Source organism: Colwellia sp. MB3u-45, assembly GCF_014077005.1.
Taxonomy (GTDB): Bacteria; Pseudomonadota; Gammaproteobacteria; order Enterobacterales; family Alteromonadaceae; genus Cognaticolwellia.
Genome location: NZ_JACGVC010000046.1, coordinates 101,022 through 120,667, shown reverse-complemented (window position 1 = coordinate 120,667; position 19,646 = coordinate 101,022). Strand labels below are relative to the sequence as shown.

16 protein-coding genes and 1 pseudogene are annotated in these 19,646 nt (G+C 38.0%); 3 read left to right on the top strand and 14 right to left on the bottom strand.

What is annotated here, in order from left to right; genetic code table 11:
- Positions 1–41: 41 nt before the first annotated feature.
- Positions 42–698 carry a ribosome biogenesis GTP-binding protein YihA/YsxC gene (yihA, locus tag H4J41_RS09340; RefSeq protein ID WP_220460980.1) on the top strand — a complete coding sequence of 219 codons (657 nt, stop codon included), beginning with the start codon at positions 42–44 and terminating at the stop codon, positions 696–698.
- 313 nt (positions 699–1,011) lie between these two features.
- On the opposite strand, the gene msrA is transcribed toward yihA, so the two are convergent.
- Positions 1,012–1,509: a peptide-methionine (S)-S-oxide reductase MsrA gene (gene msrA, locus H4J41_RS09335; protein WP_182135852.1), complete on the bottom strand. Its 498-nt coding sequence runs from the start codon at positions 1,507–1,509 to the stop codon at positions 1,012–1,014.
- Between the two features lie 3 nt (positions 1,510–1,512).
- Positions 1,513–1,956, bottom strand: a complete 444-nt coding sequence (gene msrB / locus H4J41_RS09330) for a peptide-methionine (R)-S-oxide reductase MsrB (protein ID WP_182135851.1) — start codon at positions 1,954–1,956, stop codon at positions 1,513–1,515.
- A 288-nt stretch (positions 1,957–2,244) separates the two neighbouring features.
- Between msrB and H4J41_RS09325 the strand changes: the two genes are divergently transcribed.
- Positions 2,245–2,706, top strand: a complete 462-nt coding sequence (locus H4J41_RS09325) for a nuclear transport factor 2 family protein (RefSeq protein ID WP_182135850.1) — start codon at positions 2,245–2,247, stop codon at positions 2,704–2,706.
- Between the two features lie 620 nt (positions 2,707–3,326).
- Here H4J41_RS09325 and H4J41_RS09320 read toward each other — a convergent pair.
- The 7 genes from H4J41_RS09320 to H4J41_RS09290 form a co-directional block, all read right to left on the bottom strand.
- Positions 3,327–4,877: a LytS/YhcK type 5TM receptor domain-containing protein gene (locus tag H4J41_RS09320; protein WP_182135849.1), complete on the bottom strand. Its 1,551-nt coding sequence runs from the start codon at positions 4,875–4,877 to the stop codon at positions 3,327–3,329.
- Between the two features lie 15 nt (positions 4,878–4,892).
- Complete coding sequence (locus H4J41_RS09315) at positions 4,893–6,431, bottom strand: PAS domain-containing methyl-accepting chemotaxis protein (protein ID WP_182135902.1); 1,539 nt, start codon at positions 6,429–6,431, stop codon at positions 4,893–4,895.
- Between the two features lie 1,124 nt (positions 6,432–7,555).
- The gene (locus H4J41_RS09310) at positions 7,556–8,287 is read right to left on the bottom strand and encodes an ABC transporter substrate-binding protein (RefSeq protein ID WP_182135848.1); all 732 of its coding nucleotides are present in this window, start codon (positions 8,285–8,287) and stop codon (positions 7,556–7,558) included.
- 511 nt (positions 8,288–8,798) lie between these two features.
- Positions 8,799–9,578 carry an ABC transporter substrate-binding protein gene (locus H4J41_RS09305; RefSeq protein WP_182135847.1) on the bottom strand — a complete coding sequence of 260 codons (780 nt, stop codon included), beginning with the start codon at positions 9,576–9,578 and terminating at the stop codon, positions 8,799–8,801.
- A 488-nt stretch (positions 9,579–10,066) separates the two neighbouring features.
- On the bottom strand, positions 10,067–10,588 hold the full coding sequence (locus tag H4J41_RS09300; protein ID WP_182135846.1) for a YqhA family protein: 522 nt from the start codon (positions 10,586–10,588) through the stop codon (positions 10,067–10,069).
- Between the two features lie 200 nt (positions 10,589–10,788).
- Positions 10,789–11,745, bottom strand: a complete 957-nt coding sequence (locus H4J41_RS09295; RefSeq protein ID WP_182135845.1) for a calcium/sodium antiporter — start codon at positions 11,743–11,745, stop codon at positions 10,789–10,791.
- 604 nt (positions 11,746–12,349) lie between these two features.
- Positions 12,350–12,781 (bottom strand): universal stress protein, encoded by a 432-nt coding sequence (locus H4J41_RS09290; RefSeq protein ID WP_182135844.1) that lies wholly within the window; start codon positions 12,779–12,781, stop codon positions 12,350–12,352.
- Positions 12,782–13,123: 342 nt separating this feature from the next.
- Between H4J41_RS09290 and H4J41_RS09285 the strand changes: the two genes are divergently transcribed.
- On the top strand, positions 13,124–13,357 hold the full coding sequence (locus H4J41_RS09285) for a hypothetical protein (protein ID WP_182135843.1): 234 nt from the start codon (positions 13,124–13,126) through the stop codon (positions 13,355–13,357).
- 555 nt (positions 13,358–13,912) lie between these two features.
- Here the strand turns inward: H4J41_RS09285 and H4J41_RS09280 are convergent.
- From H4J41_RS09280 to H4J41_RS09260, 5 genes and pseudogenes are all read right to left on the bottom strand, one after another.
- Positions 13,913–14,206 (bottom strand): hypothetical protein, encoded by a 294-nt coding sequence (locus H4J41_RS09280; protein ID WP_182135842.1) that lies wholly within the window; start codon positions 14,204–14,206, stop codon positions 13,913–13,915.
- 489 nt (positions 14,207–14,695) lie between these two features.
- The gene (locus H4J41_RS09275; RefSeq protein ID WP_182135841.1) at positions 14,696–15,742 is read right to left on the bottom strand and encodes a metal-dependent hydrolase; all 1,047 of its coding nucleotides are present in this window, start codon (positions 15,740–15,742) and stop codon (positions 14,696–14,698) included.
- Positions 15,743–15,950: 208 nt separating this feature from the next.
- Positions 15,951–17,417, bottom strand: a pseudogene (locus H4J41_RS09270) (sugar porter family MFS transporter); the annotation flags it as partial.
- Positions 17,418–17,565: 148 nt separating this feature from the next.
- Positions 17,566–18,651, bottom strand: coding sequence for a FecR family protein (locus H4J41_RS09265; RefSeq protein ID WP_182135839.1), 1,086 nt, complete (start codon positions 18,649–18,651; stop codon positions 17,566–17,568).
- The gene (locus H4J41_RS09260; protein ID WP_182135838.1) at positions 18,644–19,213 is read right to left on the bottom strand and encodes an RNA polymerase sigma factor; all 570 of its coding nucleotides are present in this window, start codon (positions 19,211–19,213) and stop codon (positions 18,644–18,646) included. Before H4J41_RS09260 ends, H4J41_RS09265 begins: the two co-directional genes overlap by 8 nt.
- Positions 19,214–19,646 lie beyond the last annotated feature (433 nt).

Genomic DNA, 19,646 nt, shown 5'->3' with positions numbered 1-19,646 from the left:
ACGATATAATGCGGTTTTAATTTATATCGTTGGATCTAATCTTGTCATCTACAGCCATTCATCTAAGCAAAGCGACTTTTACCCTTAGCGCACCTGATATCCGTCGTTTACCAGCCGATAGTGGTATTGAAGTGGCATTTGCAGGTCGCTCTAACGCAGGTAAGTCAAGCGCGTTAAATACCCTAACAAATCAAAGAGGCCTTGCACGTACCAGTAAAACACCGGGCAGAACTCAGTTGATTAACATCTTTGAAATTGCCGAAAACAAGCGCCTAGTTGATTTACCTGGCTATGGTTTCGCTAAAGTGCCTATGGAAATGAAGAAGAAGTGGCAAAAAGCTTTAGGCGAATACCTAGAAAAACGCGAATGTTTGAAAGGTTTAGTGATACTGATGGATATCAGACATCCATTAAAAGACCTTGATATGGACCTAATTCAATGGGCTGTAGACGGAGAATTACCGGTTTTAGCCTTATTAACTAAAAGCGACAAACTTTCTCAAGGCAAAGTCAGCGGGCAAGTACTTGCGGTTAGAAAAGAGCTAGCAGCATTAAATGCTGATATTAAAGTGCAGGCATTTTCGTCATTAAAACGTACTGGCTCAGAGCAAGCAGACAAAGTAATTTGCGATTGGTTTCAAGATGAAAATCTGCAAGCCTTAAGTGAATTAGGTGAAGCGCCTTTAATAGAAGAATAAAAGTCAGAAGAATAAAAATAGCCAGTTGAGCAATACAGTACTCAACTGATTATATTGACATGACAACCTAATAAGTCACGTTGTACTTTAAGTAGGGTCAGTTTTTTGTTCCAGACAAAAACTAAGTACCGACCTCCTTGTCAGCAATGTCGTGACCACATGGTTCTGAAAGAGTGACCATGTACAGGCCGCTCTTAGCCATTTATGGCTCCCACGCCACGACATCATTGCTCCCACGCCACGACATCATTGCTCGCCTATCAGTTGAAATAAACCACTCTTATGCAAAGCCTTTTAGGCCAGTTACCTAGCCTTATTGTTCAGGTAGCACCCAATCAGGTCTTGGAAAATGGCAAGTGTAGCCATTAGGCATCCGCTGTAAATAGTCTTGATGTTCTACCTCGGCTTGCCAAAAATCACTCACAGGCTCAACTTCAGTAACCACTTTACCTGGCCATAAGCCAGAGGCATCAACATCAGCAATGGTTTTTTCCGCCATGGCTTTTTGCGCTGCGCAAGTGTAATAAATTGCCGAACGATAGCCAGTGCCTAGATCATTGCCCTGCCTATTTTCTGTAGTAGGATCATGTATTTGAAAAAATAATTCTAAAATTTTTCGATACCCGATCACAGTATTGTCAAAGTAAACCTCAAGGCCTTCTGCATGAGTACCGTGGTTTCGGTAAGTCGCATTTTTAACATCGCCACCGGTATAACCGGCAGAGGTTTTTGTGATGCCGGGTAATTTGCGAATTAAATCTTGCATACCCCAAAAGCAACCGCCGGCTAATACGGCTCGTTCAATGGTCATATTCTATCCTTCTACTTGGGTTAAATAGGCTTCATAACCTTCAGCGGTCATATCGTCACGGTGAATAAATTTCAGTGAAGCTGAGTTAATGCAATATCGTAAGCCACCTTGTGCTGTCGGACCGTCAGTAAATACATGGCCTAAATGACTATCACCATGTGCTGAGCGGACTTCTGTGCGCACCATGCCATGATTTTCATCACTAAGTTCACTGACATTTTTACTTTCAATGGGTTTAGTAAAACTAGGCCAACCACAACCAGCGTCAAACTTATCAGCTGAGGCAAACAAAGGCTCACCTGAAACCACATCAACATAAATACCTGGTGAGGTATTTTCCAATAACTCGCCAGTCCAAGGGCGTTCAGTACCGCTTTCTTGTGTAACACGATATTGCTCAGCGGATAACGCAGCAATAGCATCGCTTGATTTGGTATATTGTGACATAAGATCTCCTTAGGGATTTGATGGCGATTAATGATTTATTGCAGCAATAAATTAATGAAATATGACTTTGCTCATTACTGTTTAACAATAGACCGGAAATGTCATGATTAATTCACCATAGTATTGAAACTATATTGAGCAAAAATTCGATATAACAAGGCTTACCTAAGGTAAACCAGCCGACTAATGTAAACCTGCTATATTTAAGGGGCGAGAATCGCAAATTCGAGTTTACTGAGAAGTGCGTTGTTTAGTAGGCCTTGTCGAAATATTAACAAGGAAGATAAAATGAACTTCAAATTAACCATAGCACTAATCGTCACGGTTACCGCTTTTAGCAGCTATGCTGAACGTTGGAATGAACAGCAAACACAAGTATGGAATATAGTTTTAGCTTCATATGAAGATATCGAGAAACGCGATAATAATTGGACAGATAAATGGGTAACCGAAGACGCCATGGTGTGGGGGAATAGTACCCCAATGCCGCGTGACCGAAGTGCAGTAAAACGATGGGAAAAATTCAGTTTTGAAGATGGCTCAACTAACAATGTTGCTGAATATAGCCCAACAGCCATTGTTGTTCATGGTGATACCGCCGTTGCACATTATTACTATTCTAATGGCACTACAGCTAAAAAAGGAGAGCAAAAGGTTACTCATGGCCGTTGTAGTGATGTGTTAGTTAAAGATGATAAAGCGTGGAAATTTGTCGCTTGGCATTGTGCTGATGAAGCGAAAAAATATTAATTAACTTTGTTTGGAATTAACTTTGTTTGAAATTAACTCCTAGCTGATGTTGAGCTAGGTTTTTTTTGTTAATTTTTCAGGGTGAGAACAAAAGCTAAATTTTAGACATAAAAAAACCGATGACCAAAGGGGTCATCGGTATGTAAGCTTGGGGAAGCTAGAATTCAAAATTAATACAACAGGTTCAAACGAGAACAACGTTATTATAGAGCAACAACTCTACAAAAGTAAAGCCTTTACTCTAAAATAGTTTATTTAGATCAAAAAAAAGACAGTTCTAGCTGTGTGGATCGCAGAAAATAATGAGATCTGCGACAGAAAATGAGATTGAGACGTTTTATGCAATATTCACTATGGCCACTTTGCTGACCTAAATTAGTCCTGAAAATTAGGCAAGTTTATGTTCACTTAGATACGGACGTTCCCCGCAGATATAAATATGAATTCTTTGACTATAAATATTACCAATTAATCGAATAACCTGACTAGCAAAAATGCCACCATTGCAATCGTTCGGAGGTTACATAATTAGTTTTCAGGAAGACGTTAATTATTGCTTGCATTGCAAACACTGTCAGGCCGTTTAGTGTCATTAGCCACAGCTGGGAACTACTTAGTCGTTAGATATCATTAAATTTATCCCTAATAGCTAAAAACTCATCTAAATTGTCAAAAAATATATCAATTAACTTGGGATCGAAGTGCTTTCCTTTCTCATCTTTAAATAGGTTGAATATTTTTTCTTCATCCCATGCTTTTTTATAGCAACGTTCGCTACCAAGAGCATCAAACACATCGGCCAATGCCGTTATACGCCCGTATATATGTATATTTTCGCCACTAAGACCTTGCGGGTAGCCACTACCATCATATTTCTCATGATGTTCATAAGCTACGATAGCTGCCGTTTTTAGAAGTGGTCTTGATGAGTCCATTAGCATATCACGACCGATCTGCGCATGTGTCTGCATGATTATCCATTCTTCAGCATCAAGTTTACCTGGCTTATTTAAGATCGCATCGGGTATGCCTACTTTTCCAATATCATGCATTGGACTTGCCTGCTTGATAAGCTCTGCTTCATCTTCACCTAAACCAGAATGAAGAGCCAACAACTTTGAATACTCAGCAACCCTTCTTACGTGATTGCCTGTCTCTTTGCTACGAGTTTCACCAATTTCCCCCATCCTGAAAATAACTTCACGCTGCGTTTCTTCTATTTCTTCGTGGAGTTGTTCGATTTCTTTTCTATCTGTAATATCGAATCTTGTGCCTATATATCCAATATGCTTTCCATCAGAATCGAATTCAGGTTCTAATTGTGACTCTACCCAATAATGCCCCCCACATTTCTTTTTATTTTTCAATGTAATGTGGAAACTCTTTTTTTGCTGTATTGTTTTCCATAAGTTTTCAAATACTGATGAAGGCGTATCTGGATGCCTTACGATACTATGTGACTGTCCCACCAACTCATTCAATTCGAAACCACTTATGTCACAAAATGCTTTGCTAGCATGCGTTATTTTTCCTGTTAAATCTGTTTTTGAAAAAATAACATTCCTATCAAAATCATCGAGTGTTTTACTCAATGCCTGCTCTGTATTAATACGGTCTTCAACGTCTTTTAAAAGCATGCCTAGGAATGCTGTAGCGGGTGTAAAAACAAGAATGAGCGGAAAAGCAATCAATGACACTAACCCCACAACAACATCTGCTGGTAGCTGAGTAATAAATAGTATTTCGACAACGTGCACCAAAAGGCCGAATAACAGGAGCTGTATGATGTTAACTTTCATCAAGCCTTTATGAACACAATAACGATAGCCTAAACCAAGGCAGGTAGATGCGATAACGACTGCAACACCAACATAAACGCCCCCACCACCAAGAAATAACCGATACCCTCCTGTAAGGGCAGCAGCAATAACTGAAACGACGGGGCCACCGAATAAGCCCGCCATACTCAGGACTACCGTACGGGGGTCGAAAATGACTCCTGGGATAATTTCAATCGGCAGCATCATGCCTATAATGCAAATCCCTCCAAAAACCCCCCCTGACACTACTTGTTTTATCAGTCCATTTTTTTTTATAAAACGAACGGAAAAGCTTTGTAATAAACAAAGTGACATTAGTAGAGCCGCAGCCTTGATGAGTTCAATTATCATAAGTGTAAAGGTTTCTTATTTAAAGGTTGTACTTAATTTTCCTATATCTTCAGCACTTTTATTTACGGCTATTCCATAGTTATTCACTTGCGAAGCAAGTATGGTGTTTTTCTTAGAAAGATCATCTATGGTATGAACACTATGTGTTATTTGATTGGCAACAACACTTTGCTCTTCAGCCGCCGTTGCAATTTGAGCTGTCATATCGCTAACATCATTAACATTGCCAATAATATTTTCCATGGCTTGTTTTATTTTAGTGCTATCTTCAGAGCATTCTTCGGCATTAGCTTTACTAGCAAGCATCACCTGACTCCAATTTTCTAACGTTTTTTGTAATTCCGTTACTGAGCTTTGGATCTGAACGGTTGCTCCCTGAGTCCTACTCGCAAGAGTTCTTACTTCATCGGCAACAACAGCAAAACCTCGACCCTGTTCACCCGCTCTTGCAGCTTCAATTGCAGCATTTAAGGCAAGTAAATTTGTTTGATCCGCAATTCCCTGAATTTCAGACATGATCGTTGAAATTTTATTGACATCGGTTACCAATTCAAGCGCATTGCTGGCCGCTTTTTCAACATCATCCGCCAAACAATTAATTTTGTTTTGGCTGATTTCGATAACATTGATATTTTCCCGACATTCGTTTTTTACGATTAAAACTTTGTCATGTGTCTGATTGGTATTTAAACTGACTTCAGCAATCGTCGCACTCATTTCAGTGATGGCGGTTGCAAATTGTGCAAGATGTGAGTTCTCTTCTTCTATACTTTCGAGCATTTCTATTGAAGAGTACTGTAATTCAGTAGCAAGCCTTACCAGTTCCTGTCCGGAATCATGACTTCGTCCTAGTATTGTTCTTATCTGAGCTTTATATAATTCGAGAGGGTAAGCGATAATACCCAATGCTCCCTTTCCCGAGAAAATTAGACGTGACGGACTATCAAATAGTTTTTTCGTGGTCGTGACATAATTTGGAAAGGTGAACAGTTCGGGTGAAAAAATAAGAGAAAGCAAAGCGATACAACTTAGCAACACGATAGATGGAACTATTGAGCTTGTATATGCCCAAACACCAAAAGATGCCAGAGTAATGAGAACAATAGCAAATAACCTTCTCATGTTAACGTTAGTCTCTAAACCTGAGACTGAATGCCCATTATTCAGAGTATCATATAGCTGTTGAGCGTTTTGTTTTTGCTCGTGACTCGGCAATGTTCTAACGGACTGATAGCCGGTAATTTTTCCATTTTCATAGACGGGGGTTATGTAGGCATCGACCCAATAGTAATCGCCATTTTTACAACGATTTTTAACCATACCTCGCCAGGAATTATCTTGTTTAAGTTTACTCCATAAATCAGCAAAAGCAGCTTTAGGCATGGATGGATGTCGAACTATATTATGATGTTGTCCAACGAGCTCATCAAGAGAGTAGCCGGCAATTTCACAGAACTCCTTATTAGCGTAAGTTATTCTTCCCTCAAGATCAGTAATAGATACTAATTGTTCATTTTCTGAGAAATTTCTTTCACTACCTGATGTATGCTTCATAACACTCAATATTAATACGCCAATAAAAAGCCAGTATTTTAGATTGATTAAAAACAACATCAAAGCTAATAATTCCATGTAAATTAAAATAAAAACTAATAATTTGATCTAGATCAACATAAGTACTAATTAGCAATTAACATTAAAGCAGGTGCAGAACATAATCTTAGATGATTCTGGTATCTCAGCAATATAAAAAGGCGGTCAACGGTTAGCCCATTGTTAATATTTCACAAAAAAAAGGGGATTTTATCATTCTAACGGGACAAATCACCGCGTACTTGACGGGGAGGATTAGTGCATAGCCTTTGATTAGTAACGACCGCTGTTGGCTAGTTGAAGAAGTCTCTAATAATCACTAGCCCAATGTTAACAAAGATACGTGAGCGGACATCAGCCAGAAATACCTACTAATGTCGTCTATGCGCACCAAGAAGACCTTTGCAGTAGAACATCTCATGGAGGTTAAAAATAATTATCTAAGGCTCACTAATGCCACAAAGCCGACTTAATATTGAAACAAAAAATCAGCCCTTTAAGGACTGCTTAGTGCCATAAGGGACCGTTCATAGCTTACTGCTTATGCTTTACCCAGCAATTATTTTTTCACCCCAGAGGGCACAGAGACTAAAGATGTATAGGGATGACTTGTAACAGTATTCAGCTATATTCAACAGATGCTAAACGTAAACGATATATTCAACGCAACCACACTCGATACTGCCTATTGATGGTTGTGTAAGCAGCGGCGTAACTTTCCCACCAATGCAGACATCTGGCATCTGCGTTTTCATTGGCACAGAATTCGATGGGAACTGCTGCAAACACTAAGTGTTTAACGCATCAAAAATAAAATAAATTCTATTTTTCAACAAACCTGACCCCGCAGGTTCGCAAATAAAGTGGGTAATTAAACACACGAAATGTAGCAAAAATCAGGTCAATTGAAGCTGTAATTCAACACTACGATTAATAGCCGAAATTAACATTTTATGAGTGAGTAGAATCAGTACCAAAGGCGATAAGCCAAAAATAGTCGTTGTGGTCGACATCATAATGGGATTATTGACCACTGTGCTTAGTAAAATTAAGAAGCCCTGCATGGTAATCATATCGAATGGCTGCTATTGGATGGGTAAATCTAAGTTAGTAAATTCCGCTTTCAACTTTTCAATCAATTTTGCATCAGTACCAAGACTTGCCGCTAGGTAGAATTCTTCTGATAATTTTTTAAAAACATAAAGTGTTTTGAAGTCTGAATTAGCGCACCCTGTATTTTGACAGTAGAACTCAATAATCTGTTGGTTGGAGGGAATTGTTTCAATCCGACCCTTTTCCAGCATTCGCATAGTCGACATTGTGGATACAATTTCAACTAACTCTTTACCGTATTCAAAGCCATTATTATTCAAAAATGTGGCAACTGCGTCCTGTCGCTTCACGCCAATTTGAGTGTTTTTAAGTTCAGAAAGGGTTTCAATGGGCTGTAACTCACTATCTTTTAATGTAATCAGTTCGGTGCGTACCTGTGCTACTTTACCAATCCAAATAAATTTATCTTCACGTTCGGACGTTCTCACCAAGGAAAATATAATCGTATTAGGTCGCACCAACGCAACTTGATGAGCGCGCGCCCAAGACATCACCTCTATAGTGCTTTCCGGTAAGACTGTCTTCATTAGTTTTTGAATTTCAATTGCAACAAGACCACCGATCAGTTTGTTATCTTTACTAATTTGATAGGGAGGTAAATGCTCAGTAACAATGAGGACATCCAAATCAGCAACATTAGCCTTACTATGAAAAGCTAAGATTATACATACAGCGCCTAATGTTCTTTTTAAAATTGAAAGCATAGTTATTAAGCCTTTAAAGATTATCTGCATTGGATGAAAAGCAATGTCACTATATTTATTCTATTCAAAAGAATGCCGAACAAAAAAAATAAAACACAATTTCGAGTATAGGTAAAATAAAACGTCATTTTTCCTAAAATCAAAATACATAATGCCTTATATTTTCCATATTGACATTTATTTCATATTCTTAAGGGAGTGAAAGTCGGTTATTTTTTGTCAATTAACCAACTGTTTCTACTTAATTCAGGATTCAAGACAAGCGCCTCCCGCTGTTGTGCAAACCAGTTTTGCTTATGATGATGAACTGCTTTTATTCAAACAGACTTATCTGAGGCGGTGCTGAATTTTCGCCGCTATTTTCGGCGTTAGATATCTGCTTTCAGCGCGAAGTTGGTGTTTAGACGATTGAGAAACGAACCACCCCACCGACCGCTGAAAGCCCATTACTGTCGTTTATATTCGATTTTTAATCGTTAACTATAAACGGGCAACGGAAAATTATAGTAATTTAAATTTGGTTTTGCCAATCAGATACACCGTATTTTTCTAAAATAGTGCTCAAAATTCCCTTACGGCGAATTAGGTCAAGTCCATCATCAATACTATTAATGACTTCAGGAAGAATTGTTGGAGAGTAACCTAAAAATAATGGAACAAAACCACCTTCACTACGAGCATATATTAGATCAACAATATTATTTTTATTCACTTCATATTGAATATTATATCTATAATCAAGAAGCGCCGAAATACGTCCTTTTTGTAACATCTCAATATTTTTCGTTAAAGGAGAATCACCAGTAGCTTGAAAAATATTATCAGTATATTTAGACTTTAGACTGTTAATGTATGGACCATAGTCATACCCTTTAATTATCCCTAAAGTTTTACCTGAATTTAAAAAAGCGTCTAAATCATTAAGTTTATTAGGCGACCAATCAACGTTTTTACTGATGTAAAGGTCATTTTGCCAACCACCAAAATACTGGTTACTACTTTGTAATTTGTGATCTGTAATGTGAGATTTTGTTACAGCTAATACAATATCTATTTCAGATCTACTAGCCATTATAAGAGAGCGTGATAGAGAAATGACTTCAATATTAACCGTCATTTTTTTTGCTGTGGCTATTTCATTTAAAACCTCAACTAAAATCCCTGGAGCTTTCTTATTATCACAGATATAGGGGCACCAAATGTCAGAAGCAATATGTAACGTCTCAGCTCGAATATTGGAATTTGAAATTAATAACAAAAAAAGTAAGTTGTAAATTTTTTTATCTAACATTTATTGACTACTCCCTTTATTAAGGTGGTTCAGCACAGCACGATAACAACAGCGAAAATAATGTTATGAACAGGTAAAGTATATTTCAACAAAGTATCAAAACTTACCCATATGGAATGAGTAAAACTATACCTTACTTTAATCAAAAACCAAGCATCAGTAAAGTGCGAGCTAAAGGGGGCGGCCTTAACTCATTAAGATCACTTTGTGCGCATAGACGACATTAGCAGGTAGTTGTGGCTAAGGTCTGCTTCAAGCTCATAGCTGCCGTTGAGGTCTTTACTCGTTTCGTCACGTTTTGACGTTCAACAAACATTGGGGATGTTAGTTTTTGATTGAGCTAAAGTACCGACATTAACGCTCTTCCAAAGGGCAAATGTGAACGTTGCTAGGTAAAGCCTTGTGAGTGTTTGTCCCAGTCATGCTCTTTGCAATGGTCTTAAGTAACTGGAATGTGATTAGTTTGCTTTAGTGCGCATATAGACTATTTACTCTGGATGACTTTTATGACTCTTATTCATAAGATACAGAGATGCTGCAAGCGCAAAAACAGATACTGCCAAGTAAATTGCATCTAGAGCGGTTGAAAATTTAATGTCCACCACAGCTCTAAAAAACTCAATAATTACCGCAAGAATGACTACTCGGACAATTTTATCTTTCAGCTCATCAAAAGACTGGATGTTAAATGGATGTTTAATATCACTGGCTTCAGATTCATCAATCGGAGAGATAAATAGTCTGTATATACCTGCACCAAAGATAAGCAAGACAATGGCAATTAGATAAATATCTATTGCTAATATAATGTCGGTAACAATAAAATCATGAATATCTAGAGTTTCGCGGCCAAGGTAGTAATTAATGCTTGTCAAAGTTACCTTTATAATATCTATGGTACCAACTATAAATAGTATTAAAGAACCAAGTAAACTTGAAATCACAGGGATAAGAACCAACAATCGAGAGTTCCATAAAAAGTGTTCGAAAACTGATTCTATTTTTTTCATTAAGTCACGCTCCAATTGAAAACAAAAACTTCTAAATTGCAGCTCTTAACTGCATTAAAAATAACTTTATGCTAACTCATTTAAAACTCAATTCACAATCATATGTTTGCTAACCTAAGTTCTATACCTTTGGTTCTGCGCAACCTCCGCAGCAGACATTTGTTATGCTAACTTAGTAGTGTAAGCATAGTTATCTATAGTTAACCGAATGCAATAAAACTTAGGCCTAAATAAACTCCGTAGGCGGTCAAGAGTACTCCACCCTCCCATCGGCTTAAACGACGCCCTGTATACAAAAACAGAAATAGTAATACCGACGATGCAAGCATGACCCATTGGTCGAATTGCAGAATTCTCACGTGCACTGGAAGCGGTTGAAGTAAAGCAGATACTCCTAAAATCCCAAACAAATTAAATATATTGCTACCAAGTATGTTTCCAATAGCCACATCAGCGTGCCGACGCAGAGCAGCAATTACAGAAATTGAAAGCTCTGGAAGAGATGTACCAACAGCGACCAATGTCAAGCCGATGACCGCCTCAGAAACCCCTAAACTTTCAGCAATACCAACAGCTCCAATAAGCAGTACCTGTGACCCTGAAATTAACAGCAGCAGCCCAATTATCACAGCAGTTACAGTCCAACCTATTGATTTTGGTAACTCGTGAACTTCTTCAGCTTCGGCTATGTTTAGTTCCGCAGAGGGTGCATGGATGCGTTCACTCCGATAAGCCCATATTAAATATACTAGTAAGGCAATTAGCAAGAACAGACCATCTGCGCGACCCAGTGAGCTTCCGCCAACTAAAACCACAAAAAATACACTAGCAGCAACTACAGTAACCACATCTCTGCGTAATGCCAGCGGCCTGATTGTCATCGGCGCGATGAGAGCACATATCCCTAGGATCAGTAAAACATTACCGATATTGCTACCTACGACGTTACCAATGGCGATATCAGGCTGTTGATTTAAGGCTGCATTTATAGACACCACCAATTCTGGTGCTGAAGTGCCAAAACCTACGATAACTAGACCACTTAGTAATGGTGATATACCAAGACGCCGCGAGGCTGCTAATGAGCCACGAATCAGCGCTTCACCACCAATGGTAAGTAAACCCACTCCAAGTAATAAAAACAAAAAATTAATCATGATTCGTCGTTACCTAGTTTAAATTTGAATAAGCCTACCGAGAAAATACACTCTACACGCAGTGCCTAAAATAACACCCTTTTGTATAACGCTTATCTATTCCTACCACAACACCGCTCACTGAGATATCTACTAGCGGTCAGAAATGACATAAACTTGCCATGCATTTCTACAAAGCGAATGACTCCTTTTGCAGTAAGCTTGCTCCTGACTGGCGGGTGATCGCTCTAAGAAGACATTAATCTTTTCAGGTCGTTACGTCAACAATGCGCATAAAGTGATCGTTAATAATTCAAAAGTGTATGACTATATTGGTGGCTTTGTTGCCAGTCGATAGGTGTACGAGCATTAGAGGTTAGATCAGTGTCTTCTGCAAAGCTCATTGCCGCTTGTGGGTGTCCATCTCAGCATGCTAACTTTTGTCACATTGTAAAAGTTAGCATTTGAAAATTTATACTGAAAGTTTTTGTATGTTTTGAACTAGAGCTAAGAATGGCTGAACAACCACATTGCGTTAATAGTTTTCGCTTCTAACGCTACAAATATTAATTTATAAGCCAATAAAACAGATACTTACGATATAAAATACGTTCAATAGCCAATGCTATTTAACCACTAGCACAGGACATTCAGCTTTATTGGTAATCGATTCAGCAACATTATCATTCAAAAAATGAGCGATTCCGGTCCTACCATGGCTGGCAATTACCACCATACCAATGTCGCCGCTATTTGCCTCAGCCAAAATTTCAGTAATAACATCGCCACGTCGAATAACGGTTTCAATTTTTAATTTTGTATTTAGCTGCCCCAATAACTCATGCATTCGGCTCGCTGCAACCTCTTCCATGCTTTTTGCTAACTCTTCCGGTGTAATCGCAAGAATCATGTAATTTTCATCACCTAAAGGTTGTTTTACAACGTGTAAAATACGGATTCCAACTTGATATAAGTTTGCCATTTCAACGGCATATCTTAAAGCATGTGACGCCGTATCAGAAAAGTCTGTAGGCCATAAAATATTAAGTGTGCGCATTTTTTCCTCCTGCTAAAAACAACCTGTGTATTTGCAAATACATTGAATACCGTGCTCAAAATACACTCGGTATCATTTAAACAATTTAAGTATAGCCAGTATTTATGACTATCTTTTAATGTCATTTAAAAATGGCTGATATTTTTCGCGATTAGGAATAACAATAAAAACAAGTGATAGAGTGCCAGTAGGTCGAAACATATGACTATGCACATACTCATAATAATTGCTTAGCTCATCGGATTGGTCCTTTCCGTACATCGAACCTATAATTGTTAATACTTTTAGCATTGACAGTCTTTTTTTGATGTCATACGTCTATCATTACTGGGAGATCTATATATGTCATCATCATACGAACGTCGTGGACGCGCCACATCAAACGAAGTATACAATGGCCTGACTTTGATCCAGCATTACGAGGTCGACCAGTTAGAGCGCTTTGGAGCGATGCTTCTGTTTGTGCGTAATGGCTACCATGGCGATGTGCTTGCTGTACTACGAAACCAAAAAAATCTGATAGCCGTTGATTTTGACGGTAGCGTCAAGTTCCAACCTAAACTTACTCTGCGTTAATAAAGCTATACCTCATTGTTATATTCAATAATAAATGCATATCCCACGCGACAACCTTTGGATAAAAATCTTGTAAACAGCACCAAGGATTTTCGGTCTCATGCGATCCAATTTAATTAGAAACGACTAAGAGAAGTTGTTAAGGCATATTAGCCACGGTTTCTTAATATAGCCAAAAATAAACGTTCCGATAGAGAAAACGAACGGTAGGAATGAGTCGAAGCAGTCAAAGATATGATTCTCGTTCTATTATTGTATTTTGTTTCTTGATAATGAAATTAATCTCACAACCGATTTTGAGAACGTCCGCTATGCCAATGATTATTAAGTTGGCTATCAACCTGCTTAAGTCAACTAACTGGTGTTCGGTTGACCTCGATAAACACCTACATTTTCAAAATATCACTTCTGCTCTGCGCACAAAGTGATCGTTAATAATTCAAAAGGGTATGACCGCTGTGGTGGCTTTGTTGACGTCTGGTCAGTGAGTATTAGAGTATTATCCATCTAGCTAAATATTTATTACACAACTTGTGAAATATAGTCTGTTTGATGCTAAGCCGGACCTTGCAGTTTTAAATTCATTTTAGGATTTTTTAACACGATTCCTTTTTTAAAAAGAAATTTATGCAACTGCTTTTGTAATTTGGTTTCAGCATGACTGCTCTGTGCAACACGTAGCTTTTGTGCTTCACTAAAATGGCAGTGCACTAATAAACTGGCAGGGAAGCAATCGAACTGAACAGTGTGACTTATATGACTAAAACCACCGACTTGCTTTGCCTCTTCATTGATTTGGTCTAATACAGCCAATAACTTATTGTTCAAACGATGGCAGATTTTACTCATTTTCATACTTTATGACTTACTCAATAGGCACTAAATTAACAAGGGACATTGTAACCTATAGTTGGAACAAAAAAATTGGAAAACGATAGAAGTTTAAAATAGATATTGAAATGTCAGCTAGCGTATCTTAGTTGCCATTAATTGAGGTGATTATTACTTGTGATTTTAGACCGCTTTTAGCTGCCGTTTGTAAAGCAAACTCTAACGTCAACAATGCGCACAAAGTTAGCATTAATAATTCGATGATGAACGGCCACAATGGTGGATAAGTGGACTATTTATTAAGAAAAATTTGTGTGTAAATTAGGTCAGCAAAGTGGCAGTAGTGAGCCTTAGTAACCATGCTAAAAGGGACAGCAATTAGCGGGGAGAAGCTAAGGTTAATCATCAGTGCTAATGTCGGTTTGTCTGGTTTACAATGCTGTTCGTTGGCTCGATCGGGCGCATGCACTACTCAACATGCCCGTTTTGTTAAACGTCGCTATAAAATCAACTGTCCCTATTGACACACACGCCGCTTTTTTTAAGCGGAGCCAATGAAACTGAAGCATCCCAAATTCTATCCCAAACATTGCCAAGCATACTTAAATCAGGCCTATCACTCACCTTCTCAACATCGCTTTTAACAATCCCAGTGCTAGTTTGCTCGCCGAGAATAAAATTGAACACATAACGGCATTCCGCACCCATACGTAAATCAGATAAAACAATATTCTGTTCTTCTGCTTTGACTGAATAAAAACCTTTAGTGAACCATTGAAGCCTCTGTACATCCCATTCATCTTTGATATTAGTCAGTAGAGCATCTGACGAATGATAGGCCTCTAAACTCACATCCGACGCTGAGTCAAATACAGAGACATAACCCTCGTAATATTGACCGTCTGACATGACCAATACCCGCCAAAGTAAGGTGGAAAAAGGCGCAGGTGCACTCAAATAATGGTCGACTTTTATCTGCCTATCGTTCAGCGCAATGGTTACTTTTTTGTCGATATAAAATTTTGCGGTTAAAGACCAACAAATATAAAGGCAGCTTATGGCTAATGCAAAATGATTAATTTTTGTGACCCTTGCTGGCTTAATTTTGGGCAGAAAAATAACAATAAACGCAAACAATAGCGGCAAGGTATACAGGGGATCAATAATAAATAAATTAGAGACGGCAAAGGGATATTCAGTGATAGGCCACAACAATTGTGTACCATAAACCGTGAAGCTATCTAAAATCGCATGGGTAGATAAACAAAGGAAAACCAGCCAAAACCAGTGCTTCTTATAAATTGCTGTAGCTTGATGACATTTGATTAGTAGCCAGGCAATAAAAGGACTGATTAACAAGTGTATTAATAGCGAGTGGCTGAATCCTCGATGGTAAGTAAAAGCTTCTACGTCACCACTGTATGGCAGGAAAACATCTAAGTCAGGCAAGGTCCCTAAAATAGCACCATAAATAGCGGCTTTGTAACCAACTTTGTTGCCTAATACCGCATAACCCACCGCGCCACCCAAGACAATTTGTGTTAATGAATCCATAATGACCTTGTTAATTTCACATTGATTAACCTTATACTACGCCTTAACCCTCAATGCTAGATCAGTTAATACAGCCACTTTCTATGTTATGAACAGGTAAATTATATTCACACCACTTGGTTCACTTACTTTGTCAATTTGATCAACCATGGCATAAAGAACAAGGTTCGATCGCATTTAAGCTTACGAACCTTATCAACCTGAAAGGTTACTCCATTTCTTCTAAACGAACGCCACGGGTTTCTTTGATATATTTCACGACAAAGAAAATACTGATAAACGCAGATATGGTGTATAAACCGTAAGCGCCGGCTAAACCAATTGAGCCTAATATAATAGGGAAGGTCATGGTAATGGCAAAGTTTGCGATCCATTGGGCACTAGCGGCAATTGCTAAAGCGGCACCACGGATACGATTATTAAACATTTCGCCTAATAATACCCAAACTACTGGGCCCCAACTTAAGCCAAAAAACACAACAAATAAGTTAGCGGTAACCAAAGCGAAAGTGCCCATCGCATCAGACAATGCTACTTTACCTAATTCATCAAAGCCGGCACTACCAAAAATAAAGCTTAAGATGCCTAAACTGATAAACATGCCGATACTGCCTACTAATAACAAAGGCTTTCGGCCAATCTTGTCTATTAAAGCAATAGCAATAAAGGTTGAGATTATATTGGTTGTTCCCGTCATTACATTGATTAAGAGCGATTGCGACTCATCAAAACCTGCCGCTTGCCATAGCTCAGCGCCATAATAAAAAACAACATTAATACCGACAAATTGCTGAAAAACAGAAAGTGCAATACCGACCCAAATAATGGGATGTATATTCTTTTTACCTTCAATAAATAAATCGGCAATATGAGTTTTCTTATTGCCGTGTAATGATGTTTTTACTTCATCAATAAGCTTATCTTCAGTGCCGGCTGATATTTTTTTAAACACATCATGTGCTTGTTTCATATTACCTTTCGCCACTAAATAACGTGGTGATTCTGGAATAAATAACACACCAATTAAAAACAATGTCGCTGGTATTAATTCGACCCAAAACATCCATCGCCAAGCTGACAGTTCGAGTAAAAATGAATTTTCTGCGCTTCCTGCTGATGAGGCGATAATATAATTACTTAAAAATGCGGCAAATAAACCTAGTACTATGGCGAGTTGTTGAAGAGTTGCTAGGCGACCACGCAAGGCAACAGGTGCAACTTCTGCAATATAAGCCGGTGCTAAAACAGATGCAGCACCAATGCCCAAGCCGCCAATGAGTCGATAAAAAATAAACTCAATAGAAGAATCTGATATCCCTGAGCCAAAGGCACTGATAGCAAATATTATGGCGGTAACAATCATAATGGGTTTACGGCCGAAACGGTCAGAAATCGGTCCAGCCATTAATGCGCCGACGGCACAACCTAATAAAACAGAGGCGACATTAAATCCGGTTGCCACATCATTGGATTGAAAAGCATTGCCTAACGCTGTCACTGTGCCATTGATAACGCCGGAGTCGAAACCAAAAAGAAAACCACCTAACGCAGCGACAGAAGAAATAAAGAGTACATATAAAAACGAGGCATTAACCTCTTCTGGCGTTTGTTGTGTGCCATTTAAACCAGCTAAATGTGTTTGTTCAGTCATGCTTTTTCCTTTATTGTTATTGTTATTGTTATTGTGTTGATTTTTTAATTAAGCGCTTGAAATAAAAAGACCATTATTTTTCATAATGGTCAATCTAGAACGGTGGTTTAAAGGCTTTTTTTAAAGGCTTAATATGAAAAGCTAAGCCTTTGGTTTTCATATGATGCAAGTGTTAGCCAGCATATTTTAAGACGATTTTATGTGGGCCAACTTTTTGATAGCTAATATTAAAATTACGTGTCAGCACATCAAGTAAGCCAGTGACATCACCTGTTTTAAACATACCAGCGACTTGTATTTTTTGAAGTTCTTTATCATCAGCTAATTCAAATTCTATATCAGTATAGCGGCTAATTTCTGTCATTGTGTCTGCAAGCGACTCACCACGAAATATTAAATTGCCCTGACGCCAGCTTAAGTTAGCCGCCATTTCTATGGGGTCTACTTTTCTGACTTTCTCTTGTGTTTTACCTGATGTGTCTAAGTCGACTTTTTCGCCTTTTGATATCGCCATCGAATTTTTTGGTAGTCTTTTTGCTATCTGCTCAATGCCATCGTCAAGGGTATTATCTTTTTGTGCGACTAACACTTTCCCGTCGGTGACAATCAATTCGACTAATTCATTGCGCACTTCGACGTTAAAAGCAGTGCCCACGGCTTGAATAACTTTACCTCCAACAATAACACTTAAAGGTCGTGCGGTGTCGTGTGCCACATCGATATGAATTTCACCACGTAGTAACTCAATTATTCGAGAGTTTTGGCTATATTTAACTTGTACAAAACTATTAGTGTTAAGCACTATTTTACTGTTGTCAGGTAAATTAATGGTATTACTTTCACCAATATTGGTTTGATAACTTGCCTGCATTGCAACGATAGCAGATGTGCTTTGGGCAAAAGGTAAAAGGTTGGAGCCACTTTGATAAAGCATAAGCGTTAATGCGACAATAAATGAAGCAGCCACAGCGGTAATAGCATTTCTTGTTTGTTTTTTCTTAACATTCGCTTGCGGAAAAATATCAGATAAACGACTTAAGTGGTCCATCTTGTCCCACATTTGCGCTACTTCAAATAAAACTTCAATATTTAAAACATCAGTCGATAACCATTCAGTTAGCTGCTTTTTTTCTAATGTCGTTAAGCCACGATCTAATTTAGCGATCCAATCGCTAGCATCATTTAAGCGGGTTTCTTCTAACCGCTCAGCAGATTGCTGTTGAGTCGATTTTTTATTAATTTGATGAACATTATTCATGAGTGCCTCCAGCAATACTTTGAGAAGTGCTAGCAGAAGATTTACTCTCTAGTTTATTAATGTTTCGCATAAATAGCGTGCAACGCTTCATGCCGGTTGCTATATGTTTTTCCACGGTACTTTCACTAAGGCCTAATTGAGCAGCGATCTCACGCTGCGAATATCCATACACTTTTTTTAATACAAAAACTTTGCGACATTGTGTGGGTAATTGTCTGACGGCTTCGCAAAAGTGCGAAAATTCATTGTTAATTAAAGTGTTTTCATACATTTCATCAACGTCATTTGATAATAAATACTCCAAAGCTTGTAGATCGTCAACACGGTCAACAAGTTTAACACCGGCTCTTTTTTGATAATCTAGCGCTAAGTTCCGTGCTGTTCTATACATAAACGATTTTGGTGAAGTAATATTTTCTTTATTTTCTATTTGGCAAATACGTACATAGGTTTCTTGAACAATATCTTCAATTTCATCCGGAGGAACAATGCGAGATACCACGCGAGAAATACTTTTTCTCGATGCTAAATATATTTTATAAAATAAGGTGTCGCTCGACATTAGGTTACTTCTATTTATTATTGTAATTTTTGGTAATGATTTATAGTTAACGTTTGATGTGCAAACCATTAAATTACCTTAGTAACCATTAAGACGATTCATGTTAAAAAATCCGCTAGCAATAAATGACATATTATAACCTATTAACAAATATTTATTTTTCAAAGCGGATACTAAAAAGCAGCGACTAAAAAAGTTACTGTGCCATTTTAATCAGAGAGCTGAAAATTCACTCAAAGAGAACTCAAAGATATTAGCCACACATTTTAAATGTGCTTTACAAAAACCGCTGCTATCGAATTTATTGAATCTATTCATCACTTGTAATTCTGCGTAGAGTTGAATAAGGTCGATCAGTTGTAATTTAGTTGCCATAAATAAAATAAATACCATGATTTTGAGCAAGTAGTTGTAATAAATAAAATATAAACAG